19 protein-coding genes are annotated in these 23355 nt (G+C 64.6%); 15 read left to right on the plus strand and 4 right to left on the minus strand.

Features of this window, described 5'->3' with window-relative positions:
- Nucleotides 1-43: 43 nt before the first annotated feature.
- Together D8676_RS05665 and D8676_RS05670 are read left to right on the plus strand one after the other, a co-directional pair.
- Nucleotides 44-1063 carry a LacI family DNA-binding transcriptional regulator gene (locus D8676_RS05665; protein ID WP_121579888.1) on the plus strand — a complete coding sequence of 340 codons (1020 nt, stop codon included), beginning with the start codon at nt 44-46 and terminating at the stop codon, nt 1061-1063.
- On the plus strand, nt 1063-2046 hold the full coding sequence (locus D8676_RS05670) for a 2-hydroxyacid dehydrogenase (RefSeq protein WP_121579889.1): 984 nt from the start codon (nt 1063-1065) through the stop codon (nt 2044-2046). The genes D8676_RS05665 and D8676_RS05670 overlap by 1 nt, the downstream gene beginning before the upstream one ends.
- A gap of 3 nt (nt 2047-2049) precedes the next feature.
- Here the strand turns inward: D8676_RS05670 and D8676_RS05675 are convergent, their stop codons facing one another.
- On the minus strand, nt 2050-2823 hold the full coding sequence (locus D8676_RS05675; RefSeq protein ID WP_121579890.1) for a gamma-glutamyl-gamma-aminobutyrate hydrolase family protein: 774 nt from the start codon (nt 2821-2823) through the stop codon (nt 2050-2052).
- 254 nt (nt 2824-3077) lie between these two features.
- Between D8676_RS05675 and D8676_RS05680 the strand changes: the two genes are divergently transcribed.
- On the plus strand, nt 3078-4187 hold the full coding sequence (locus tag D8676_RS05680) for a TRAP transporter substrate-binding protein (protein WP_121579891.1): 1110 nt from the start codon (nt 3078-3080) through the stop codon (nt 4185-4187).
- Between the two features lie 90 nt (nt 4188-4277).
- Here the strand turns inward: D8676_RS05680 and D8676_RS05685 are convergent, their stop codons facing one another.
- The 3 genes from D8676_RS05685 to D8676_RS05695 all read right to left on the minus strand — a co-directional run bounded on the left by D8676_RS05685 (nt 4278) and on the right by D8676_RS05695 (nt 7726).
- On the minus strand, nt 4278-6080 hold the full coding sequence (locus D8676_RS05685; protein ID WP_183096996.1) for a TRAP transporter large permease subunit: 1803 nt from the start codon (nt 6078-6080) through the stop codon (nt 4278-4280).
- Nucleotides 6077-6661 carry a TRAP transporter small permease subunit gene (locus D8676_RS05690; protein WP_121579892.1) on the minus strand — a complete coding sequence of 195 codons (585 nt, stop codon included), beginning with the start codon at nt 6659-6661 and terminating at the stop codon, nt 6077-6079. The genes D8676_RS05685 and D8676_RS05690 overlap by 4 nt, the downstream gene beginning before the upstream one ends.
- A 156-nt stretch (nt 6662-6817) precedes the next feature.
- Entirely contained in the window at nt 6818-7726 is a 909-nt protein-coding gene (locus D8676_RS05695; protein ID WP_121579893.1) for a branched-chain amino acid ABC transporter permease, read from the minus strand.
- 92 nt (nt 7727-7818) lie between these two features.
- Between D8676_RS05695 and D8676_RS05700 the strand changes: the two genes are divergently transcribed.
- The 12 genes from D8676_RS05700 (at nt 7819) to D8676_RS05755 (ending at nt 23269) form a co-directional block, all read left to right on the plus strand.
- Nucleotides 7819-8430 (plus strand): CGNR zinc finger domain-containing protein, encoded by a 612-nt coding sequence (locus tag D8676_RS05700; protein WP_121579894.1) that lies wholly within the window; start codon nt 7819-7821, stop codon nt 8428-8430.
- Entirely contained in the window at nt 8423-8962 is a 540-nt protein-coding gene (locus tag D8676_RS05705) for a hypothetical protein (protein ID WP_121579895.1), read from the plus strand. The genes D8676_RS05700 and D8676_RS05705 overlap by 8 nt, the downstream gene beginning before the upstream one ends.
- A gap of 216 nt (nt 8963-9178) precedes the next feature.
- Nucleotides 9179-12652 (plus strand): indolepyruvate ferredoxin oxidoreductase family protein, encoded by a 3474-nt coding sequence (locus tag D8676_RS05710; RefSeq protein ID WP_121579896.1) that lies wholly within the window; start codon nt 9179-9181, stop codon nt 12650-12652.
- A gap of 142 nt (nt 12653-12794) precedes the next feature.
- Nucleotides 12795-15107, plus strand: a complete 2313-nt coding sequence (locus tag D8676_RS05715; protein WP_121579897.1) for an EAL domain-containing protein — start codon at nt 12795-12797, stop codon at nt 15105-15107.
- Nucleotides 15108-15297: 190 nt separating this feature from the next.
- Complete coding sequence (locus D8676_RS05720; RefSeq protein WP_245426622.1) at nt 15298-16092, plus strand: hypothetical protein; 795 nt, start codon at nt 15298-15300, stop codon at nt 16090-16092.
- A gap of 122 nt (nt 16093-16214) precedes the next feature.
- Nucleotides 16215-18197, plus strand: a complete 1983-nt coding sequence (locus D8676_RS05725; RefSeq protein WP_210210701.1) for an AMP-binding protein — start codon at nt 16215-16217, stop codon at nt 18195-18197.
- Nucleotides 18198-18262: 65 nt separating this feature from the next.
- Nucleotides 18263-19018 carry an ABC transporter ATP-binding protein gene (locus D8676_RS05730; protein ID WP_245426673.1) on the plus strand — a complete coding sequence of 252 codons (756 nt, stop codon included), beginning with the start codon at nt 18263-18265 and terminating at the stop codon, nt 19016-19018.
- An 11-nt stretch (nt 19019-19029) separates the two neighbouring features.
- Nucleotides 19030-19179: a DUF3096 domain-containing protein gene (locus D8676_RS05735; RefSeq protein ID WP_121579900.1), complete on the plus strand. Its 150-nt coding sequence runs from the start codon at nt 19030-19032 to the stop codon at nt 19177-19179.
- A gap of 34 nt (nt 19180-19213) precedes the next feature.
- Nucleotides 19214-20173, plus strand: a complete 960-nt coding sequence (locus tag D8676_RS05740; RefSeq protein ID WP_121579901.1) for a branched-chain amino acid ABC transporter permease — start codon at nt 19214-19216, stop codon at nt 20171-20173.
- A 134-nt stretch (nt 20174-20307) separates the two neighbouring features.
- A complete protein-coding gene (locus tag D8676_RS05745) occupies nt 20308-20775 on the plus strand; it encodes an endonuclease domain-containing protein (protein ID WP_121579902.1) in 468 nt (155 codons plus the stop codon).
- A 1-nt stretch (nt 20776) separates the two neighbouring features.
- Nucleotides 20777-21853: a branched-chain amino acid ABC transporter permease gene (locus D8676_RS05750; RefSeq protein ID WP_121579903.1), complete on the plus strand. Its 1077-nt coding sequence runs from the start codon at nt 20777-20779 to the stop codon at nt 21851-21853.
- A 105-nt stretch (nt 21854-21958) separates the two neighbouring features.
- Nucleotides 21959-23269: an ABC transporter substrate-binding protein gene (locus D8676_RS05755; RefSeq protein ID WP_121579904.1), complete on the plus strand. Its 1311-nt coding sequence runs from the start codon at nt 21959-21961 to the stop codon at nt 23267-23269.
- Nucleotides 23270-23355 lie beyond the last annotated feature (86 nt).

The following is a 23355-nucleotide window of genomic DNA, read 5'->3' on the forward strand; positions in this document are numbered from 1 at the left end:
AAGCGCGTCTTTAAACTGTTTAAAGACCGGGTGGGGAAGCGCGCTGGCACAGAAGATCAAGTTATCGACGATCGCCGACGCGCTCGGCGTTTCCACCGCCACGGTGTCGCTTGCCCTGCGTGACAGCCCGCTTGTCGCCGACGTCACCCGCGACCGCATCAAGGATCACGCCAGGGCCATCGGCTATATCTACAACCGTCGCGCGGCGAGCCTCAGGACATCGCGGTCGGGCATCGTCGGGGTCGTCGTTCACGACATCATGAACCCGTTCTTCGCGGAAATCCTGCGCTCGATCGAAAGCGAACTCGATCGCAGCCGCCAGACATTCATCCTCTCCAACCACTACGACCAACTCGAGAAGCAGCGCACTTTCATCGATACGCTATTGCAGCTCGGCGCGGACGGGGTGATCATGTCGCCGGCCATCGGGACGCCGCGCGAGGACATCGTCATGGCCGAGGAGAACGGCCTGCCGGCGGTGCTGATCGCCCGCACGGTCGAGGGCGCCGAGGTGCCGGTCTTCCGTGGCGACGACGCCTATGGCACCGGCCTTGCCACCAATCACCTGATCTCGCTCGGCCACAAGCGCATTGCCATGATCGGCGGCACCGACCAGACCTCCACGGGCCGCGACCGCTACCAGGGCTATGTCGCCGCGATGGAGGCGGCCGGGCTGGAGATCAGGCCGCACTGGCGCATTCCCGGCCCGCGTACCAAGCAGGCCGGTTTCGAGGCGGCCGGCCAGTTCCTGGCGCTCAAGGACCATCCGACGGCTGCCTGCTGCTGGAACGACCTCGTCGCCATCGGCCTGATGAACGGCATCGCCCGCGCCGGCCTCGTGCCGGGGGTCGACATTTCGGTGACGGGCTATGATGATCTCGAGGAGGCGGCGATCGCCACCCCGGCGCTGACCACCGTGTGGAACGGTCAGCGCGAGGTCGGCCGCCGCGCCGCGCGGGCGCTGCTCGACAAGCTCGGCGGGCAGTCCGTGCGTCCCTCGCAGGAACTCATCAAGCCGGAACTGCATATCCGGCAATCAACCGGCAAGCCCGTGGAGCGCTGATGACCGATACACATGACCTTAGCCGGATCACCGTGCTGGTGCCCGGAGCGCTGAACGACCACGCCGCCAAGCGCATAGAGAAAACCTTCGAGATGATCCGCATGGACAGCGCGGACCCGGCCAAGGTCACGCCGGAGCTGGCGGGCAAGGTACGCGGCATCGCGGCCTTCGGCGGCATCAGCGCCGGCTTCATGGATGCTTTGCCGAAGCTCGAAATCGTTGCCAGCTTCGGTGTCGGCTACGATTCGGTCGATGCCGTCCATGCCGGCAAGAAGAGCGTGATGGTCACCAACACGCCCGATGTGCTGACCGAGGAAGTGGCCGACACCGCGCTCGGCATGCTGATCAACGCGGTGCGCGAACTGCCGCGCGCGGAAGACTACCTGCGCGAAGGCCGCTGGGTGAAGGAAGGCCCATACCGCCTGACGCCGGGCACGCTGCGCGGTCGCAAGGCCGGCATCTTCGGCATGGGGCGGATCGGACAGGCGATCGCGCACCGGCTGGAGGCGTTCGGGCTGCCCGTCGCCTATCACAACCGGCGGCAGGTCGAGGGAATGGACTATGAGTACCACCCGACGCTGGTGTCGCTCGCCGGCGCCGTCGATACGCTGATCTCGGTGGTTCCGGGCGGCGCTTCGACGCTGAAGGCGGTCAATGCCGAAGTGCTGAAGGCGCTCGGGCCGAACGGCGTCTTCGTCAATATCGGCCGCGGCAGCACCGTGGACGAGGAGGCGCTGGCCGCAGCGCTCCGCGACGGCACCATTCTCGCCGCTGGCCTCGATGTCTTCGCCGACGAGCCGAATGTGCCGAAGGCGCTGCTCGATGTGCCCAATGCCACGCTGTTGCCGCATGTCGGCTCGGCGTCGGTTCACACGCGCAACGCCATGGCCGACCTCGTGGTCGACAATCTGCTGTCGTGGTTCTCGAAGGGCGAGCCCGTCACCGCCGTCCCCGAGACGGCGCATGTGAAGGCGAAGCGCTGAGGGTTATTCCGCCGCCGTCTGCACACCCGTACGGGCCAGCGCATGGGCCCGCACGGCGTCGCCGAAAGCGCGGAAGATCTTCGCCGAGTTGCCGTCGGAGTGCACCCAGTATTCCGGGTGCCACTGGACGCCGACCGCAAAGGCCCGGGCATCCTTGACCGACACCGCCTCGACCGTGCCGTCCTCGGCGACGGCCTCGACCTGCAGGCGCGAGCTTGGCAGGTCGATGGCCTGGCGATGAACGGAATTGACCAGGATCTCGCCGGGACCGAACACGCCGGCAAGGCATGATCCGGGCTTGATCGAGACGGTCTGGCGGATGCCGAAACGCTGATCCTGGTCGTCCGAAACCGGCGCGCGGTGGTCAAGCGAGCCGGGACGCTCCTGGATTTCGGACGCCAGCGTGCCGCCGAGCGCGACGTTGAGCTCCTGGATGCCGCGGCAGATGGCGAGCAGCGGGACGCCGTAGTCGATGGCCTTGCGGATCAGTGGCAGGGTCGTGGCGTCGCGATGCGCGTCGTAGGGACCGTTCGCCTCGCTGGCGTCGCCGCCGTAGATCGACGGGTGGACATTGGATTTCGACCCGGTCAGCATCACGCCGTCGACGGAAGCGAGCAGCCGGTCGAGGTCGAGCCGGTCGCCGAAGGAGGGCACCAGCACCGGGAACACGCCGGCGCCGGCAATCGCCGCCTCGAGATACTGTTTCGGCACGGCATGCCAATCGTAATTGTCGAAGTGCTTTACGTCGGTCGATACGGCAACGAGAGGCTGGAACATGGATGCCCTGTCAAAAGCCGGGAGTTTTCGTGCCTAATAGATAGGCGATCGGCCGCCGCAAATCCATTGCAACTTGCCGGGCTTCCTACTCTTCTCCGACTTTAGTTCCAGTTGCGGTCCGCCGGCGGCTTGCCGACCTCTCGAATGCTGGACTCGGGTCCTGTCGCGTGTATTGTCTGCGTCCGGCGCCGGCCAAGGAAATCAACGGCTTCCCTTGGGTCAGGCACGTCATGATCCAACAAGGGAGGTATTGCATGGATCGTCGTTCATTCATCCGCAAGGCGGGCAGCGCCGGCATCGGCGCGGCGGCCGCGACCGCCACGCTTGCCGCGCCGGCGATCGCCCAGTCGAACCCGAAGATCACGTGGCGGCTGGCCTCGTCCTTCCCCAAGTCGCTCGACACGATCTACGGCGGTGCGGATGTATTCTCGAAAATGCTGTCGGAGGCGACGGACGGCAATTTCACCATCCAGCCCTTTGCGGCAGGCGAGATCGTGCCCGGGCTGCAGGCGGCCGACGCCGCGGCGGCAGGCACCGTCGAGGCCTGTCACACGGTGGCATATTATTACTGGGGCAAGGACCCGACCTGGGCGCTGGGCGCCGCGGTTCCGTTCGCGCTCAACGCGCGCGGCATGAACGCCTGGCTCTATCACGGCGGCGGCAACGACCTGTTCAACGAGTTCCTCGGCACCCAGGGTCTCGTCGGATTTCCCGGCGGCAATACCGGCGTGCAAATGGGCGGCTGGTTCCGCAAGGAGATCAACACGGTCGCCGACCTGCAGGGCCTCAAGATGCGCATCGGCGGATTTGCGGGCAAGATCGTCGAGAGGCTTGGCGTGGTGCCGCAACAGCTGGCCGGCGGCGACATCTATCCGGCGCTCGAGAAGGGCACGATCGACGCAGCCGAATGGGTCGGGCCGTATGACGACGAGAAGCTCGGCTTCCAGAAGGTCGCGCCGTATTACTACTATCCAGGCTGGTGGGAGGGCGGACCGACCGTCCACCTGATGTTCAACAAGGCGAAGTTCGAAGAGCTTCCCCCGGCCTACAAGTCGCTCGTGCGCACCGCCGCCCAGGCGACCGACGCGAACATGCTGCAGAAGTACGACTATCTGAACCCGACGGCGATCCGGAACCTCGTCGCCAACGGCGCGCAGCTGAGGCCGTTCAGCAACGAGATCCTCTCGGCGTGCTTCGACGAGTCCAACAAGGTCTACGACGAGATGATGGCGTCCAACGCCAACTTCAAGAAGATCTGGGATTCGATCGTCGCGTTCCGGAAGGACTACTACCTGAACATGCAGATCGCAGAGTACAATTACGACACGTTCCTGATGGTGCAGCAGCGCGCCGGCAAGCTGTAACCTCGTCGTAACAACGAAAAGCCAAAGGCCCGGATCGGTCGCCGATCCGGGCCTTCGCTTGTCAGCATTCCAAAATGCCCGATGTCGGCCTCAGTTGAACTTCGGCGGCTGCGACAGATCGTTCGCCGGCGGCGCCGGCTCAGACTTGGGCTCTCCGAAACTCGGCGGCGCGGAGAGGTCGTTGGCCGGCGCGGGATTGGCCGGTGCCGGCGCGGCGCCGTTGGTGGCGGGTCCACCGAGCGGCGGCAGGCCTAGATTGGGCAGTCCGGGCTGCGCGCCGCCGCCGAGCGGCGGGAGCACGATCTCCACATCGGCCGGGTTCACCACGGTGCCCTTGTAGTGCATGACCATCTGCGGGAAGGCGATGGTCAAGCCCACCATGAGGACCTGTATGCAGACGAAGGGCACCGCGCCCCAGTAGATCTGGCCGGTCGTCACCGGCGCGATCTGCTTGCCGGTGATGCGGTCCAGATAAGGCACGCGGGCCGCGACCGAGCGCAGGTAGAACAGCGCGAAGCCGAAGGGCGGGTGCATGAAGCTCGTCTGCATGTTGATGCCGAGCAGGACGCCGAACCAGATGAGGTCGATGCCCAGCCGGTCGGCCGCCGGCGCGAGCAGCGGCACGATGATGAAGGCGAGCTCGAAGAAATCCAGGAAGAAGGCGAGCAGGAACACCAGTATGTTGACGGCGATCAGGAAGCCGGTCTCGCCTCCGGGCAGCGACACCAGGAGATGCTCGACCCACAGGTGGCCGTTGACGCCGTAGAAGGTGAGGGAGAACACCCGGGCGCCGATCAGGATGAACATCACGAAGGCCGACAGGCGCGTGGTCGAGGCGAGCGCCTGCTTGATGACGTCGAGCGTCAGGCGGCCCTTGACGGCGGCCATGGCCAGCGCGCCGACCGCACCCATCGCGCCGCCCTCGGTCGGGGTGGCAACGCCGAGGAAGATGGTGCCCAGCACCAGGAAGATCAGCGCCAGCGGCGGTATGAGGACGATGATGACCTGCTGGGCGAGCCGCGACATCATGTTGATCTTCAGACCGCGATCGGCGATGGCGACGACATAGATCACGATCACGCCGACCGTCGCACCGAGGATGTCGGCATTCGCCCCGTGGGTGGGGGTGAGGTAGACGTGCGCCGCGTAGGCGATGGCGGCGGCTGCTGCGAGCGCGATGAGCAGCGACGTCACGCCGTGCCCCAGCGTGCGGGCTTCTGGCGGCAGCGCCGGCATGGAATCGCGTTTCAGAAAGGAGAGGATGAACACGTAGACCATGTAGAGGCCGGTCAGCACCAGGCCCGGGATGAGCGCGCCCGCATACATGTCGCCGACCGAGCGGCCGAGCTGGTCGGCGAGCACGATGAGGACGAGCGAAGGCGGAATGATCTGCGCAAGCGTGCCCGAGGCGGCGATGACGCCGGTGGCGGCGCGCCGGTCGTAGCCGTAACGCAGCATGATCGGCAGCGAGATCAGGCCCATGGCGATGACCGATGCGGCCACCACGCCGGTGGTCGCCGCGAGCAGCGCGCCAACGATGACGACGGCGTAGGCGAGGCCGCCGCGGATGGGGCCGAAGAGCTGCCCGATCGTGTCGAGCAAGTCCTCCGCCATGCCGGAGCGCTCCAGCACGATGCCCATGAAGGTGAAGAAGGGGACGGCCAGCAGCGTCTCGTTGGACATCACGCCCCAGAAGCGCTCCGGAAGGGCGTAGAGCAGCGGCCAGGAAAGCGTGATGGTGTTGTTGGAAAGCGGTGCGAGCTCGACGGCTATGACGAAGAAGAGCAACCCGTTGGCGGCGAGCGAGAAGGCGACGGGGTAGCCGAGCAGCATGAAGACGATCAGCGAGAAGAACATGATCGGCGCCATGTTCTGCGCTATGAATTCGATCACTGGCGCACCTCTCCGGCAAGCGCCTTGGCTTCGAGTTCGGCCTGACCGTGGGCCGACACGAACGGATTGGGATCGTCGATGTCGCCGCGTATCACGGCGATCTTCTTGATGATTTCGGAAATGCCCTGGAAGCCGAGCAGGACGAAGCCGATCAGAAGCACCGACTTCGCCGGCCACAGGATCAGCCCGCCGGCATTGTTCGACATCTCGCCGGAGCGATAGGAGAGGCCGACATAGGGAACGAAGTAGACGATCATCAGGATGACGAAGGGCATCAGGAAAAAGACGTGCCCGAAAAGGTCGATCCAGTGCTGGACGCGGCGGGAGAAGGCTCCATAGACGACGTCGACGCGGACGTGCTCGTTTTGGCGCAGCGTATAGGCGGCGGCCAGCATGAAGGCGGCGCCGAACAGGTACCACTGCAGCTCGAGCCAAGCGTTCGAGGACATGTTGAACGCCTTGCGGATCACCGCATTCCCGGCGCTGACGAGGATGGCCGCCAGGATGAGCCACGAGACCCATCTGCCGACAACCTCGTTGAATCGGTCGATCGCCCGCGACAGTGCGAGAAGGCCTGACATCCGCTCCTCCCTTTCGCCCGCGCCGGTTTTTTGGGGTCGCGCGCCGTATCGGTATGACGCCCGGCGCAGGACCCGTCAACAGAAGCGCAAGCATCAAGGAGGCGGTGAAATCAGGGGTGGCGCTACGTTATGCGCCGAAAGTTCTAGACCGTCCGGCTAGGCCGTGGCGCGGTCGTCTTCCCTGCCGGTCCGGGTGAGCACGAGGAGGGCGGCGAGGAAGGCGAACATCCAGGCATCCCGCCATTCGATGGGGAAATATCCGGTCCACAGCGACTCCGCGATGCCGAAGCAGGCAGCGCCGGCCGCCGCCCGGGACGGGTCCCGGTAGCTGCCGGCGGCGGTCACGAACAGGACCTTCAGCCCGTAGACCATGCCGCTGCCGAAGCTGATATTGCCGTAATAGAGCGCTGCCATCGAGCCGGCGAGTGCCGCCAGCAGCGCTCCGCCGACGACCGCGGCCTGGAAGACGCGGCGCACGTCGACGCCGCACATCGCCGCCGCCGCGGGATCGTCGCTGACCGCCCGCCAGGACCGTCCGAATTGCGAACGCGACAGCGCGGAACCGGCCAGCACGATCACGGCGACGGCCAGCACGCAGTCGATGACCTGGATGACGGTGAGCGTCACCGGGAAGCGCCCCGACGGGAGGAACATCACCGGCGCGGCCAATATAGGGGGCAGCCAGAGATCGCGGGTATCGGCGGCGATGCGGGCGAGTTCCATGAGCACGATCGCAACGCCCAGCGTCGCCACCACGATGGCGTTCGGGGAACTCAGCGCAAGCGGGATGTACACGCTGCGCGCGAGCAAGCTGGCGGTCAGCGCCGCATAGAGGAAGGCAAGCAGGATGCCGAGCGCAACGGTCGCCGGAAGCGTTAGCCACAGCACGTTCCAGCCGAAGACGGCGATGATGATCAGCACCTGTCCTGCAAAGGCGAATATGGGCCCGTAGGCGAGATTGGTGCGCTTCAGCACGCCGTTGGTGAGCACGTAGCCGAAGGCCAGCAGCGCATAGAGCGCGCCCGAATGAAGGCCATTCAGCAGTTGCTGCAGAAAATAGAGCATCGGCGGCCCGGCCGTCCCGCGGCTGTGTCACAGACGACAGTTCACTGCGGAATCTAACTTGTCAAACATATATTGAAGGTTAGAATTCCTGCATGGCAGTTGCCTGGACGAAACATCGCTTTTCCGGCGGGCTCCTCGTGCTCGACACCACCAATACGGTGGTGCTGCGCGGGGACCCGGCGCGCATGTTCGACCGTTTCGAGGACACGGCCGAGATCGCGCGCTTCGCTTCCGCCGCCGAAGGCTTTCGCTCCGCCGAACTCGGCGGCCGGAGGCTTTCGTTCCAGGCTTCCGAGGCGGCGGCCGGGCGGGTCGTCGCATTGCGGGAAGCGGCCGACCGGCTGTTCCGGGCGGCGGCCGCCGAAGGATCTGTCCAGACCGGCGAGCTTCCGGAATTGCTGCGCGCCTGCGCGGCCTGCCTCGACGGCAGCGCCGAACGCATCGGCCCGGACGGCTTGCCATCAGGCGATCCGTCCCAGCCGATCCGCTTCGAGGCGGCGCTGGCGGTTTCGGCTCTTGCGCTGCTGGCGGACCGCGCCTGGGAGAAGGTCCGGATCTGCCCGAACTGCAACTGGCTGTTCGTGGACCGCAGCCGCAACGCCAGCCGGCTTTGGTGCGACATGTCGGTCTGCGGCAACCGCAGCAAGGCGAAACGGCACTATGAACGCCGCAAGGTGGCCGAAAAGGAGGCCGTCGATGCCTAAGCGATCCTTCCTGCTCCCCGCGTTTGCCCTTCTGGCCGTGCTCGGCGTCTCCGCCTGCCGCGACAGCGGCGGGGAGGGCGAGTATTTCGCCCTCGACGGCAAGCTCTTCGTCTTCAACTACCGCATCGCCACGGCGACCTATCTCGTCAATCTGGTGCCGATCAAGCCGGTCGAAGAAGGCCAGACGGCGGTGGCGAGCTTCGAGAATCCGGCCGGCGGCGAGGCGATCGTCGTGCGCAAGAAGATCTGGCCCAATCTGGCCAAGACAACGATCGAGAGCCCGCCGCTGCGCTGCGTGGTCAAGGACAGGCCCTACAAGGTGACGATCAGGATCGAAGGGCCGGATGGTGCGACCAGGCAGACGATAGAGACCGAGATGGCCTCCACGCAGGACCAGAGCATATTGCCGGATCTTCCGCTGGTGGTCGGCGACGGCTACATGCCGAACCCCGCCCTTGCCGGGAATCGTGGCGGGAAGCTTCCGAATCGACGCGAACCGCCTTGCCCTGCGGCTGCACCCGCCGACGGATAATAGCGATTGTGCGCCGCACAAGATAAGTATCATTCGCGATTGATGCGGCGCCGGTCACTTTGTTGCGCCGGCTGTTCTCCGCGCAGGCCGAGCATTGCTCTTTTCCGGCCGCTCCGGATTTCGTTTGACCTTGCAGTTCCTGCGGGGAACATTGCGTCATGCAACCCACGTTGGCCCGCCTGATATCCTAGGCCGACCTCCGCAGAGGATTTGCCGATGACGCTTCATGACGTTGCGCTCGACGACAAGTTCGACCTGGGCAAGCAGCGCATATTCCTGTCCGGCGCGCAGGCAGTCATCCGCATGCTCCTGATGCAACGCGAGCGCGACCGCCGGGCCGGCCTCAACACGGCAGGTTTCGTCTCGGGCTACCGCGGCTCGCCGCTCGGCGGGCTCGATCAGCAGTTCTGGCGCGCCAAGAAGCAGCTCGCCGAATCCGACATCGTCTTCCAGCCGGGGCTCAACGAGGAACTCGCCGCCACCGCCTGCTGGGGCTCGCAGCAAGCCGAACTCCTCGGCGAAGGCAAGCATGACGGCGTCTTCTCGGTCTGGTACGGCAAGGGGCCGGGCGTCGACCGCTCGGGCGACGTCTTCCGCCACGCCAACCTCGCCGGCTCGTCGAAACATGGCGGTGTGCTCGCCCTGATGGGCGACGACCACACGGCGGAATCCTCCACCAACGCGCATGCGACCGAGTTCCTGTTCGTCGACACGATGATCCCGATCCTCAACCCGGCCGGGGTGCAGGAACTCGTCGACTACGGTCTCTACGGTTTTGCGCTGTCGCGCTTCGCCGGCACCTGGGCGGCGATCAAATGCGTCAAGGACAATATCGAATCGACGGCGTCGGTCGACGCCTCGCTCGAACGGCTCGGCATCGTCATTCCGGAATTCGACATGCCGCCGGGTGGACTGAACATCCGCCACGAGATCAACTTCCTCGGCCAGGAAGCGCGGCTGCACGAGTTCAAGCGTGCGGCGGCGGCTGCCTTCGTGCGCGCCAACGGCCTCAACCGCACCATCTATTCCGGCGGCAGCAAGGCCAAGATCGGCATCATCACCGTCGGCAAGAGCTATCTCGACGTCCGTCAGGCGCTTGAGGACATCGGCATCGACGAGGCGAAGGCCAACCAGATCGGCGTGCGGCTGTTCAAGGTTGGCTGCCCCTGGCCGCTGGACATCGAGCATATCAAGGATTTCGCGCGCGGCCTCGAGATGATCGTCGTCGTGGAGGAGAAGCGTTCGCTGATCGAGGTGCAGGTCCGCGAGGACCTCTACGGCACGAGCATGCAGCCGACCGTCGTCGGCAAGAAGGACGAGAACGGCCACTGGCTGTTCCCGGCCAAGGGCGCGCTCGATCCGAACGAGATCGCCATCGCGCTCGGCGAGCGCGTGCTCAAGGTGATCGGACCTTCCGAGGAGATCGCGGCGCGGGTCAGCCGGCTGAAGCAGTACCAGGCCATGCTGGCAGATACCAAGGACATCGGCTCGCGCACGCCCTTCTTCTGCTCGGGCTGCCCGCACAATTCCTCCACCAAGGTGCCCGAAGGCTCGATTGCCGGCGCCGGCATCGGCTGCCACTTCATGGTGCTCTGGATGGATCGCGACACGGTCGGCTTCACCCAGATGGGCGGCGAGGGCGCGCAGTGGGTCGGCCAGGCCCCGTTCTCGAAGCGCGAGCATTTGTTCCAGAATCTCGGCGACGGCACCTACAACCATTCCGGCGTGCTGGCGCTGCGCTTCGCGCTCGCTGCCGGCGTCAACATCACCTACAAGATCCTCTACAACGACGCAGTCGCCATGACCGGCGGCCAGCCGCACGAAGGCGGGCTGACCGTCGACATGATCGCGCGCCAGGTTCATGCCGAAGGCGTCGAGCGCATCGCCGTCGTCTCGGACGAGCCGGGCAGGTACGACCGCGCGAAATTCCCGCCGGTCGCCACTTTCCATCATCGCGACGACCTCGATCCGGTCCAGCGCGAGCTGCGCGACGTGAAGGGCGTGTCGGTGCTGCTCTACGACCAGACCTGCGCGGCGGAGAAGCGGCGGAGGAGGAAGCGCGGCGCCTATCCGGATCCGGACAAGCGGGTCATCATCAATGAGCTGGTCTGCGAAGGCTGCGGTGATTGCGGCGTCAAGTCGAACTGCGTGTCGATACAGCCCGTGGAAACGGAATTCGGGCGCAAGCGGCGGATCGACCAGTCGAGCTGCAACAAGGATTTCTCCTGCCTCAACGGCTTCTGCCCGTCATTTGTCACTGTGCATGGCGCCAGGATGCGCAAGGCGGAGGGGATTGCCGGAAGGATCGATCCGCTCGAAGGCGTGCCGGAGCCGCAGGAATTTCCGCTCGACCGCGACGGCTGGGCCTCCATCATCGACGGCGTCGGCGGCACCGGCGTGGTCACGGTCGGCGCCATCCTCGGCATGGCGGCGCATCTCGAAGGCAAGGGCTGCGGCATGATCGACATGGCCGGCCTCGCCCAGAAGGGCGGCTCCGTCTTCAGCCATGTCCGCATCGCCAAGACGCCGGAGGACATCCACGCCATCCGTGTCTCTGCCGGCAAGGCGGACCTCATCCTCGGCTGCGACCTCGTCGTCTCGGGCGCCCGCAAGGTGCTCGCCGCGGTGCGCGAGAACCATACGCTCTTCGTCGCCAACACGGCCGAGGTCATGCCCGGCGAATTCACCCGCTCGGCCGACTTTTCGCTTCCCGTCGAACGACTCAAGAAGGCTATCCGGCAGGCCGCCGGCGAGGAGAAGGCGCATTTGTTCGACGCCACGCGCACGGCTTCGGCGCTTTTCGGCAATTCGCTCGGCGCCAACATGTTCATGCTGGGCTTCGCCCACCAGCTAGGGGGACTGCCGCTGTCCGCCGCAGCCGTCGAGAAGGCGATCGAACTCAACGGCCAGGCCGTCGCCATGAACGTTTCGGCCTTCCGCTGGGGCCGCCGCGCGGCGCATGAACCGGACCTGGTGCGCGGCCTCGTCGTCAAGGCGACCGGCGTGACCGCCGATCCCGCCGCGCAGACTGTCGACGAGGTCATCTCCCGCCGCGCCGAATTCCTGACGGCCTACCAGGATGCCGGTTATGCGCGGCGCTATCTCGACCGCGTCGCCGCCATCCGCGCAGCCGAAACCCTGGCAGCGCCGGACTCGACGCTGGTGACCGAGGCGGCCGCCCGGAACCTCTTCAAGCTGATGGCGATCAAGGACGAATACGAGGTTGCGCGGCTTTATACGGACGGCTCCTTCGCGAAGCAGATTTCCAAGGAATTTCAATCCTTTGACCGGTTGGAATTCCATCTCGCCCCGCCCATCCTCGGGCGCAGGGGCGCGGACGGGAAGCCGAGGAAATCGAGCTTCGGACCCTGGATGATGAAGGGTTTCCGGCTGCTGGCGGCGCTGAAGGGCTTGCGCGGCACCGCCTTCGACGTCTTCGGCTATTCCGAGGAGCGCCGCTTCGAACGGGAATTGCTTGTCCAATACGAGCAGGATCTCGATCTTATCCGTGGCCTTCTGTCGCCGGACAGGATCGAGGCGGCGGCGGCCCTTGCCTCGGTTCCGTCGCTGATCCGCGGCTACGGTCACGTGAGGCGGGCGAGCGCCGATGCTGCCTCGGCCGAGCGCGCGCGGCTTCTCAAGCGGCTGTCCGACGCGTCCGACGCGCCTGTCCTGCGGGCTGCCGAGTGACGGATACGGCTTGTTTACCGGAATGCCGGAATCCTTGCTTTGCAAGCATTTGAGGGCTTTCCAGGCCGTTCGAAAAGCGATGTTCTAAGCCTTTCTTAAGGCGATCCATGCCAAGACTGCGGTTCGCGCGGCTCCGCAGGCAATGAAAACAAGCGAACCCGAAGAGATACCGGAAGACATTTATGTCGGCTTTGTCCGGTCGCTTTTCAGCGGCTTCGTCATTCTGTTGCTTGGAGCCTTGACGCAGGGACTGGTCGGCCTGCTCGTCTACTGGAAGACCAACGAACCGATCTACATCGTTCTCGCCGTCATGATGACGGCCGCCAGCCTTGGCCGATACTGGGCCATACGCCGGGTCGATCCCGACAGCATTGTCGGCTATGAAACCGCGCTCCGCTGGGAGCGCTACTATATCGTGGCGGGAACGATCCAGGGCTTCTGCGTGGGCTTGTTCGCCTTCGTCAGCCTCTATGTGGCGCCGGACACTTTTGGCGAGATCGCAGCGATCTCGGTGGTGCTGGCAAGCACGATCACCATCGCCGGGCGCAATTTCGGCTCCCGCAAGATGGTCATCATACTGTCCGTCTCGGTGCTCGCGCCTATCGCGCTGGGGCTGATGCTCAAGGGTGATCTCTATCACTTCCTTCTAGGCCTCTTCATCATCCCGTTCATGTTCTCGATCAACAAGATGGCGCATCTGGTGCGCACAGTCTTGTTTACTGCCATCAGCGAGGAGAAGAAGGCGAACCGCATAGCGGAGCGGTTCAACCGCGCGCTGAACACCATGTCGCACGGGCTGGTGATGATCGGGCCGAGCGGCCGCGTCGTGGTGGCGAATGCGGAAGCCGCGAACCTGATGCTGTTCAAGTCGCCCGATGCGCTGCTGGGGCGCACCATCCACTCGATGCTGATGCGCGGCGTGGCGGGCGGCATGCTTGCCGCCAAGGACTGCAAGTTCATCGAGGGGCAACTGACGAGGGCGCTGCGCGAGGGGAGGGATCGCAAGGTCCTCGTTTCGCTTTCGAACGGCCAGCATTTCGAGTTCTCGGCCCGCGAAGGCAGCCAGGAACTCGGCGTCATCACCTTCGAGGACGTGACGCAGCGCGTCGAGGCGGAGGAAAAGATCCGCTCGATGGCGCGTTTCGACAATCTGACTGGCCTGCCGAACCGTGCCTATTTCCACGAGCTGGTCGGCGAAACCATGTCGACCGGCGACCGCGACCGCTTCTGCGGGCTGGCCGTCCTCGATCTCGACGACTTCAAGAGCGTCAACGATACGCTCGGGCATCCGGTCGGCGACGGCCTCATCTATGCGGTGGCCGAGCGGCTCGCCGCCTTCTCCAGCGATACGGTCAAGGTCAGCCGCTTCGGCGGCGACGAGTTCATGATCTTCATCGATCATGTCGAGGACGAGAGCCACCTTACCGGCATACTCGACCGGATCTTCGCCGGGTTGCAGGGGGATATCGACATCGCCGGACATGCGCTGCGCATCCAGGCGAGCGGCGGCGCGGTGCTGTCACGCGTCAAGGACACGGATGTCGACGCCATGACCGTCAAGGCCGACCTCGCCCTCTACAAGGCCAAGGAGCTCGGCAAGAACGGCTGGCGCCTGTTCGAGGCGGCGATGGACGCCGCCTTCCGCAGCCGCCAGCTGATGAAGGCGGATCTGCGCGCCGCCATCGAGTCCAACGCCCTGCGCGTCGTGTACCAGCCGATCGTGACGATGGACACGATGCGCATCGCGAGCTGCGAGGCGCTTTGCCGCTGGGAACATCGCGATCTCGGCCCGATCTCGCCGGCGGTCTTCATACCGCTCGCCGAGGAGATGGGCATGATCTCGGAGATCAGCCATTTCGTCCTGCAGGCCGCCTGCGCCGACTGCGTCAGCTGGCCGAACCAGCTCAGCGTCTCGGTGAACCTGTCGGCCAAGGATTTCCGCAGCCGCAACGTGGTCGAGAAGGTGCGCAACGCGCTCACCGCCTCCGGCCTTGCCCCGCACCGGCTTGAGATCGAGGTGACAGAAACCGCGCTGCTCGACGACAAGTCGCAGACCCGGCAATATATCGAGGAGCTGAAGCAGCTCGGCGTCCGCATCGCGCTCGACGATTTCGGCACCGGCTACTCGAGCCTCAGCTATCTGCACAAGCTGCCGCTCGACAAGATCAAGATCGACCGCAGCTTCCTCATGGATGTCAGCCAGAGCACACGTTCGCTAGAGCTGCTCAAGGGCATCGTCAGCCTGTCGCGGCCTCTCGGCCTCGCGGTGACCGTCGAAGGGGTGGAGACCTTCGAGCAACTGAAGATCCTCGCCCTCGTGGTGAAGCCGGACCTCGTCCAGGGTTTCCTGTTCGGCGCGGCGCTCACGGCTTCCGGCATCGAGACGATGTCCAATACCGTCTGGCCGTTCGCCAAGGATATCCAAGGCGCCAAACGCGCCTCAGCCAAGCACTGACGACGCTTTTCTCCTTCGACATCAGCAAGCCATCCAGCCGGATCGATGATCAGCGGCCGGTTGGATCGTATTAGATTCAATTTACCACTTGTTAAGGTTAACGCGTCGTAAACATCTTGTATGTAATTTAAAAGTTTACATATTTTGTAATTTCCGTACCTTGATGGCGCGGCGGACCATGGGGTTGCGTATGCTTACGAAGTCAACGGCGCTTCGCTCGACACCCGATACTGATCACGAGGATGCGGATCACGAGGGCGGGTCGGGCGGCAGATCGTCTTTTGCCACCAGGGTAGCCGAGCTGCTGGAGCGCACCGAATACAGGCGGTGCGAGAGCGGCGAGGACATCGAGGCCATATACCGCCTGCGCTACAAGGCCTATCGGCTGCACGGCTTCGTCGAGGAATCCAGCGACCAGATCGTCACCGACGATCTCGACGATGCGCCCAATTGCTACCGGTTCGGTGTCTTCATCGACGGCGAGCTGGTGAGCACGGTACGCATCCATCACATCTCGAAAGACGAGCCCTACGGGCCGGTGATGAAGACCTTCGACGATCTCCTGCGTCCGCGGCTGCTCCGCGGCGAGAGCTTCATCAACCCGACCATGCTGGCCGCCGAACCGCACTACCGGTCGCCTTTCCAGGCGCTGCCGTATCTGACGCTGCGGCTCGGCCTCGTGGCCAGCGTCTACTTTGATGCGACCGCCTGCATCGGCGTGATCAGGGCGGAGCACACGGCGTTCTACCGACGGATATTCGGTGCCGTGCAGGTGGGAGAACCGCGGGAATATCCGCCGATCAGCATCCCGCTCGTGCTCTACGACGCCAATTGCGAGGCGAACCGGCAGCCGATCCTCAAGCGCTTTCCCTTCTTCTGGTCGACCGCGGTGGAGCAGCGCATGCTGTTCGCCAAGCCGGCGAAGGGAGAACTTGCGCCGCTCACCATCCTGCCGACCGCCAAGTACTTCCGCGCCGCCGCCTAGCCTGTTGGCCCGGCGGCCGGCTCCCTTCCGTCTCATTCCAACGATGGGGTTGCGCGCCACGATGCCGCTGGCATTATGGCTGCAATCACACCGCGGACAGGCGGGACGGGAGGAGAATGCGCATGGTTGCGGCGGCCTTGGCCGGCGACATGGACACATTCCCGAAATACCTGCTGCGCAATGCCGAAAGGCTGGGCGACCACCCCGCCATGCGCCACAAGGACTTCGGCATCTGGCAGAGCTGGAGCTGGCGCGAGCAGCTTGAAGAAATCCGCAGGCTGGCGCTGGGGCTTCAGGCTCTCGGTCTCGGCAAGGGCGACCGGATCGCAGTCATCGGCGCCAACCGCCCGCGTTTATACTGGACCTTTGCCGCTGCTCAGTCGCTCGGCGCCGTCCCGGTGCCGGTCTATGCCGATGCGGTCGCCGACGAGATGGCCTATGTGCTGGACCATGCCGGCGTCCGCTTCGCGGTGGTGCAGGACCAGGAGCAGGTCGACAAGATCAAATCATGCGCGGCGAAGATCCCGGCGCTGACCGACGTGATCTATGACGAGCCCCGCGGCCTTGCAGGATATCCCCCGCAGGGGCTGCACGCCTTTTCCGACATCCAGGCGACGGGAGCCGGGCGTCTCGCCGCTGATCCTTCGCTCGGCCGTATCTGGGAGGACGGGATCCGGGCCGCGAGCGGCGAAGATATCTGCGTCATGCTCTATACGTCGGGGACGACGGGTCGCTCCAAGGGCGTGATGGTGAAGGCGGCGAGCGCCGTCCGGGCCGCGCAGGACACCGTCGCCTTCGACCGCCTGACCGAGCGCGACAGCGTGCTCGCCTACCTGCCGCTCGCCTGGGTCGGCGACCACTACCTCAACTATGCCCAGGGCTATGTCGCCGGGCTCTGCATGAACTGCCCGGAGAGCACCGATACGGTGCCGCAGGATTTGCGCGAGATCGGCCCGAGCTTCTATTTCGCGCCGCCGCGCATCTTCGAGCAGTTGCTCACCAGCGTCACCATCCGGATGGAGGACGCCGGCTGGCTGAAGCGCAAGCTGTTCCAGCATTTCATCGCGGTGGCGCGGCGGTATGGCGAGCCGATCCTCGAGGGACGGCCAGTGCCGCTGTCGGGCCGCCTGTCCTATGCGCTCGGCGAGTTGGTGATCTACGGCCCGCTGAAAAACGTGCTCGGCTTCTCCAACATCCGCGTCGCCTATACGGCGGGCGAGGCGATCGGACAGGACCTCTTCTCCTTCTTCCGCTCGCTCGGCATCAACCTCAAGCAGCTCTACGGCCAGACCGAAGCCTTCCTCTATGTGACCTGCCAGAAGGACGGCTCGGTGCGCGCCGACACGGTCGGGCCGGCCGCGCCGAATGTCGATATCCGCATATCCAGCGACGGCGAGGTGCAGTTCCGTTCGCCGGGCATGTTTTCGGGCTACTTCCAGCAGGAGGAGACGACCGCCGAGGTGATGACTGATGACGGCTATGTGCGCACCGGCGACGCCGGCTTCTTCGAGCCGGACGGGCAGCTCTGGATCATCGACCGCGCCAAGGATGTCGGCCGGCTGAAGGGCGGCGCCTTGTTCGCGCCAAAATACATCGAGAACACGCTGAAATTCTTCCCCGATATCAAGGAGGCGGTGGCCTTCGGCAACGGCCGCGACTTCTGCACGGCGTTCCTCAACATCGACCTCCAGGCTGTCGGCAACTGGGCCGAGCGCAACAACATCCCCTATGCCTCCTATCAGGAGCTCGCCGGCCATCCGGAGGTGGCGAAGATCATCGCCGCCCATGTCGACGCGACCAATCTCAGGCTGTCGCGCGAGCCGATGATGGCGGGCGGACAGATCAGCCGCTTCCTCGTGCTGCACAAGGAGCTCGACGCCGACGACGGCGAACTCACCCGCACGCTGAAGGTGCGCCGCGCCTTCGTCGCCGAGCGATACGCGCCACTGATCGAGGCGCTTTATGACGGGTTGGCGGAGAAATATGTCGAGACGGAGATGACCTTCGAGGACGGCCGCAAGGGTGCTGTTCGCGCGACCGTCCGCATCCACGAGGCGCGGACCCATCCGGCGGTTGCGCCGCCGGCGCTCGAGGCCGCCGCATGAATGTCGAAGCCGCGCCGGCTCGGGCATTCGCGGCTGACGACGGCGTCGCACCGGGCGGGCTCCTGATGGACGTCCGCAACGTCTCGCTCTCCTTCGGCGGCGTGAAGGCCGTCACCGACATCTCCTTCGACGTCAGGAAGGGCGAAATCCGCGCCATCATCGGCCCCAACGGCGCCGGCAAGACGTCGATGCTCAACGTCATCAATGGCTTCTACACGCCGCAGAAGGGCACCATCGTCTTTCGCGGCCACGAAAGGCGGTCGATGAAGCCGCACCACGCGGTACGACAGGGCATCGCGCGGACCTTCCAGAACGTCGCGCTGTTCAAGGGCATGTCGACGCTCGACAACATCATGGCCGGGCGTTCGGTGCTGATGAACCGCAACCTAATCTGGCAGATGCTCTGGCACGGTCCGGCGCTCGCCGAGGAGATCGAGCATCGAGAGAAGGTCGAGGAGATCATCGATTTCCTCGAGATCGAGCACATCCGCCGCACACCTGTCGGCAAGCTGCCCTATGGGCTGCAGAAGCGCGTGGAACTCGGCCGCGCGCTCGCCATGGAACCGTCGCTGCTGCTGCTCGACGAGCCTATGGCCGGCATGAATCTCGAGGAGAAGGAGGACATGAGCCGCTTCATCATCGAGGTGAACCGGCAGCGCGGCACCACGATCGCTCTCATCGAGCACGACATGGGGGTGGTGATGGACCTTTCCGACCGCGTCGTCGTTCTCGACTACGGCAAGAAGATCGCCGACGGCACGCCGGATGCCGTGAAATCCGATAGACACGTCATAGACGCCTATCTCGGCGTCGCCCACTGAAAGGAAAAGACATGGACCTCTCCAGCCTGCCGCTCACGCCGCTGATCTCGCTGATCGCCGGCGTGGTCATCCTGATCATGCCGCGCCTGCTCAACTACATCGTCGCGATCTATCTGATCATCGTCGGGCTGCTCGGCCTGTTCCCGCAACTCGCATCCTGACCCGGACGCGCCGGCCTCGGCGAGGGAGCCGCATATGGAGTTCGTGAATTCCGTCTTCGTCAAACCCTTCCAGGACATGGCCGGCGCGCCGGATTTCCTGCTGCAGGTGCTGTGGGAAGGGCTGGTCGCGGGCGTGCTCTACGCGCTGATCGCGCTGGGCTTCGTGCTGATCTACAAATCCTCGCGCATCTTCAACTTCGCGCAAGGCATCATGGTCGTCTTCGCGGCGCTGACGCTGGTCACGCTCTACGAGAAGGGCGTGCCGGCGCTGCTGGCGCTGCCGCTTACTCTGGCCGTGATGTTCGCACTGGCGGTCGCCATCGAGCGCGTCGTGCTGAGGCCGCTCGTCAACCAGCCCGACATCATCCTGTTCATGGCGACGATCGGCATCACCATGTTCCTGATCGGCTTCGGCGAGACCGTCTTCGGCGGCGAGAACAAGGCGATGATCACCGAGGCGCTTCATATTCCGACCGGCAGCTACACGTTCGAGCCGTTCGGCGGCCTGGTGCTGATCGAGCAGAAGGACCTCACGGCGGTCGTCGGCGCGGTCGTGCTGGTCTGCTGCCTGCTCCTCTTCCTCCACAGGTCGAGGCTGGGGCGGGCGATCCGGGCGCTCGGCGACGACCACCAGGCCGCACTCTCCGTCGGCATCTCGCTGTCGACCATCTGGGTGCTGGTGTGGTTCATCGCCGGCGTCATCGCGCTCGCCACCGGCATCGTCTGGGGCGCCAGGGCAGGGGTCTCCTTTGCGCTCGAAGTGATCGCCTACAAGGCGCTGCCAGTACTGATGCTCGGCGGGCTGGAATCGGTCAGTGGCGCGATCGTCGGCGGCATCGCCATCGGCGTGCTGGAAAAACTGTTCGAGATCTACTGGGGCCAGCCGCTGCTCGGCGGCAACACGGAGACGTGGTTCGCCTTCGTGCTGGCGCTGATCGTGCTCCTGTTCCGGCCGCAGGGCCTGTTCGGCGAGCGCATCATCGAGAGGGTGTGAGAGATGGGCGGGGAAACGATCACCGCGAGGCGCGACGCCTCCCTCCCCCTTGAGGGGAGGGTGGCCGCGAAGCGGCCGGGTGGGGTCGTCTCGGCAGTGCTCCAACGCCGTTTCTGGTGGCGAGGTGCGTTCTGATGGCCCGCACTCGCGTCAGCTTCGAAATGCGCCAGAAGGCCCGCTCGCTTAGGCTGTATGCGAGCAAGGCAGAGTCGCTTCTCTGGTATGAACTGCGGGAACTCAGAAAAACAGCTGACTTGAAATTCAGGCGTCAATCGCCGATCGGACCATACATCGTGGATTTTGTCTGCCTGGCCACAAGGCTTATCGTCGAGGTGGATGGCGATAGCCACGAAACCGAGGCAGGCAAGCGGCATGACGCCAACCGTGATCGGTATTTGAGGTCGCTGGGTTACGATATTCTCCGCGTAGACGAGCCCGATGTCATTCATAGCGCCTGGCATGTTGCCCAAGCGGTAAAGGAGAAGGCCGAGCGTATGTTCGGCAACCCCACCCGACCGCTTCGCGGCCACCCTCCCCTCAAGGGGGAGGGGGACGTTGCGCCCGTCAGCTCGCGTCGCGACTTAGCTGGCAGGAGAGTGTAAAATGCTCTACCGCACCGTCGGCCAGTTCAAGACATCCTACGCGGCCGACCACGCGCTGTTCCCGGTCAGGCAGGACGCCTGGCTGCTCGGCGTCATCCTGGTCTTCGCCTTCGTCATCTTCCCGTTCACGGCCAGCGAGTTCGCCTTCAAGGCCCTGCTCATCCCCGTGCTGATCTATTCGCTGGCCGCGCTCGGCCTCAACATCCTCACCGGCTATGCCGGGCAGCTGTCGCTCGGCACCGGCGCGTTCATGGGGGTAGGAGCCTATGCCTGCTACAAGCTGATCAGCATCTTCCCCGAGCTCAACCCGATCGCCGCGATCTTCCTCTCCGGCTTCTTCTCGGCGGCGATCGGCGTCGCCTTCGGCCTGCCGTCGCTGCGCATCAAGGGTTTCTATCTCGCCATCGCTACGCTCGCCGCGCAGTTCTTCCTCGTCTGGCTGTTCGAGAAATGGGCCTGGCTCTACAACTACAATTCCTCGGGCGCGATCCAGGTGCCGACGGTGTCCTCGTTCGGCGTTCCCGTCTTCGGCCCGAACGCCCTGTCGATCGTGCAGTATTATGTCGTGCTCTGCATCGTGACGGTGATCACCATTGCTGCGATCAACATCACGCGCGGCCGCATCGGGCGCATCTGGAAAGCCGTGCGCGACATGGACATTGCCGCCGAACTGGTCGGCATCAACCTGATGAAGGCGAAGCTCTCGGCCTTCGCCGTCTCGTCCTACATCGTCGGGGTCGCCGGGGCGCTGTTCGTCTTCCTGTGGCGGGGCGCGGCGGAGCCGGTCGTCTTCGACATTCCGCTCTCCTTCCGCGTCCTGTTCATCGCCATCATTGGTGGCCTGGGCTCGATCCTCGGCAATTTCCTCGGCGCAATCCTGATCGTGGCGCTGCCGGTCCTGCTCGGGACCGTGCCCGCCGCGCTCGGCCTGCCTATCAGCTCGGCCATGGTCGAGCACCTCAACACGATGATCATCGGCGCGCTGATCATCATGTTCCTGATCGTCGAGCCGCACGGGCTCGCGCGCTTCTGGGAAATCATCCGGGAAAAGCTCATCATGTGGCCTTTTCCGCACTGAAGATCGGACCGAAAAATGCGAAGCGGCTTTCGAAAGAATCCCGATGCGCAAACGACGAAAAAGCAGGCATTCTCGTATCCAGAACGACAAAGCGGAGGAAACGACATGAAGACCAACATGACCCGCCTGGCGCTTTCGGCACTATTGTCCGTCGGCGTGCTCGGCGCCGTACCGGCGCTCGCGGAAGACATCGTCAGCCTGCCCAATCTCTCCTACCGGACGGGGCCGTTCGCAGCGACCGGCATCCCGCTGATGAACGGCCAGCGCGACTACATGACGATGATCAACGAGCGCGACGGCGGCGTGAACGGCGTCAAGCTCGGCTACGAGGAGTGCGAGACCGGCTATTCCACCGAAAAGGGCGTCGAGTGCTACGAGAAGACCAAGGCAACCGGCATCGTCACGCAGCCCTGGTCGACCGGCATCACGCTGCAGGTGCTGCCGCGGTCGAACGTCGACAAGATCCCGATCTTGGCGCCCGGCTACGGCTTCTCGCCGATGGCCGACGGCAAGGTGTTCAAATGGGCGTTCAATCCGCCGGCTTCCTACTGGGACGGCGCCTCGATGATCCTGAGGCACATCTCGGAGGGCAATCTCGACAACCTCAAGGGCAAGAAGATCGTGCTCCTGCACCTCGACGCGCCCTACGGCAAGGAGCCGATCCCGCTCCTCCAGGCGCTTGCCGAAAAACACGGCTTCACCTTGCTGCCGATCCCCGTCGGCGTGAAGGAGATGCAGAACCAGTCGGCGCAATGGCTGCAGATCCGCCGCGAGAACCCGGATTTCGTGCTGATGTGGGGCTGGGGCGCGATGAACGCCGGCGCGCTCACCGAGGCGGTGAAGACGAGGTTCCCGATGGAGAAATTCATCGGCATCTGGTGGTCGGGCCATGACGGCGACATGAAAAGCGTCGGCGAGGAGGGCAAGGGCTACCGTTCGCTGTCCTGGAGCGTGCCGGTATCGGACTCGCAGGCCATGCAGGACATCAAGAAATACGTGCTCGACCCGAAGAAGACCGAGATCGGCGAGGGCGAGTTCGACTGGGTCTTTTACCAGCGCGGCGTGCTGATCTCGATGTTCACGGTCGAGGCGATCCGCGCCGCGCAGGAGCAGTTCAACACCAAGGTGGTCAATGCCGAGCAGCTTCGCTGGGGTTTCGAGAACCTGAAGCTCGACGAGGCGAGGCTGGCCGAGATCGGCATGACCGGCATGATCGCGCCGTTCGAGACGTCCTGCGACAACCATTCCGGCCATGCCGGGGCGTGGATGCTGCAGTGGGACGGCGCGAAGTTCGTGAAAGTGTCGGACCTCTTGCAGGCCGACCAGACCGAAATCGCGCCGCTGGTCGAGGCCGAGGCGAAGAAATACGCCGACGCCAATGCGCCCTGGCCGATGAACGACGAGTGCAAGATGTAAGCTCTCCTCTCCCCGCTTGCGGGGAGAGGATGCCGGCAGGCAGGTGAGGGGCAGCGCGAACGTTTAATGTTAGGCGCTGCCCCTCA

Origin of the sequence: Mesorhizobium sp. YM1C-6-2 (assembly GCF_003666685.1) — a bacterium.
In the GTDB taxonomy this organism is placed as follows: domain Bacteria; phylum Pseudomonadota; class Alphaproteobacteria; order Rhizobiales; family Rhizobiaceae; genus Mesorhizobium_K.

What these genes read in the sequence shown, in the direction of transcription:
- D8676_RS05715 (WP_121579897.1), top strand. Translation starts at nt 12,795, where the DNA reads ATGAAAACAAGCGAACCCGAAGAGATACCGGAAGACATTTATGTCGGC.
- D8676_RS05750 (WP_121579903.1), top strand. Translation starts at nt 20,777, where the DNA reads ATGCTCTACCGCACCGTCGGCCAGTTCAAGACATCCTACGCGGCCGAC.
- D8676_RS05695 (WP_121579893.1), bottom strand. Translation starts at nt 7,726, where the DNA reads ATGCTCTATTTTCTGCAGCAACTGCTGAATGGCCTTCATTCGGGCGCG.
- D8676_RS05690 (WP_121579892.1), bottom strand. Translation starts at nt 6,661, where the DNA reads ATGTCAGGCCTTCTCGCACTGTCGCGGGCGATCGACCGATTCAACGAG.
- D8676_RS05675 (WP_121579890.1), bottom strand. Translation starts at nt 2,823, where the DNA reads ATGTTCCAGCCTCTCGTTGCCGTATCGACCGACGTAAAGCACTTCGAC.
- D8676_RS05740 (WP_121579901.1), top strand. Translation starts at nt 19,214, where the DNA reads ATGGAGTTCGTGAATTCCGTCTTCGTCAAACCCTTCCAGGACATGGCC.
- D8676_RS05735 (WP_121579900.1), top strand. Translation starts at nt 19,030, where the DNA reads ATGGACCTCTCCAGCCTGCCGCTCACGCCGCTGATCTCGCTGATCGCC.
- D8676_RS05670 (WP_121579889.1), top strand. Translation starts at nt 1,063, where the DNA reads ATGACCGATACACATGACCTTAGCCGGATCACCGTGCTGGTGCCCGGA.
- D8676_RS05730 (WP_245426673.1), top strand. Translation starts at nt 18,263, where the DNA reads ATGGACGTCCGCAACGTCTCGCTCTCCTTCGGCGGCGTGAAGGCCGTC.
- D8676_RS05720 (WP_245426622.1), top strand. Translation starts at nt 15,298, where the DNA reads ATGCTTACGAAGTCAACGGCGCTTCGCTCGACACCCGATACTGATCAC.
- D8676_RS05700 (WP_121579894.1), top strand. Translation starts at nt 7,819, where the DNA reads ATGGCAGTTGCCTGGACGAAACATCGCTTTTCCGGCGGGCTCCTCGTG.
- D8676_RS05745 (WP_121579902.1), top strand. Translation starts at nt 20,308, where the DNA reads ATGGCCCGCACTCGCGTCAGCTTCGAAATGCGCCAGAAGGCCCGCTCG.
- D8676_RS05755 (WP_121579904.1), top strand. Translation starts at nt 21,959, where the DNA reads ATGAAGACCAACATGACCCGCCTGGCGCTTTCGGCACTATTGTCCGTC.
- D8676_RS05725 (WP_210210701.1), top strand. Translation starts at nt 16,215, where the DNA reads ATGGTTGCGGCGGCCTTGGCCGGCGACATGGACACATTCCCGAAATAC.
- D8676_RS05680 (WP_121579891.1), top strand. Translation starts at nt 3,078, where the DNA reads ATGGATCGTCGTTCATTCATCCGCAAGGCGGGCAGCGCCGGCATCGGC.
- D8676_RS05710 (WP_121579896.1), top strand. Translation starts at nt 9,179, where the DNA reads ATGACGCTTCATGACGTTGCGCTCGACGACAAGTTCGACCTGGGCAAG.
- D8676_RS05705 (WP_121579895.1), top strand. Translation starts at nt 8,423, where the DNA reads ATGCCTAAGCGATCCTTCCTGCTCCCCGCGTTTGCCCTTCTGGCCGTG.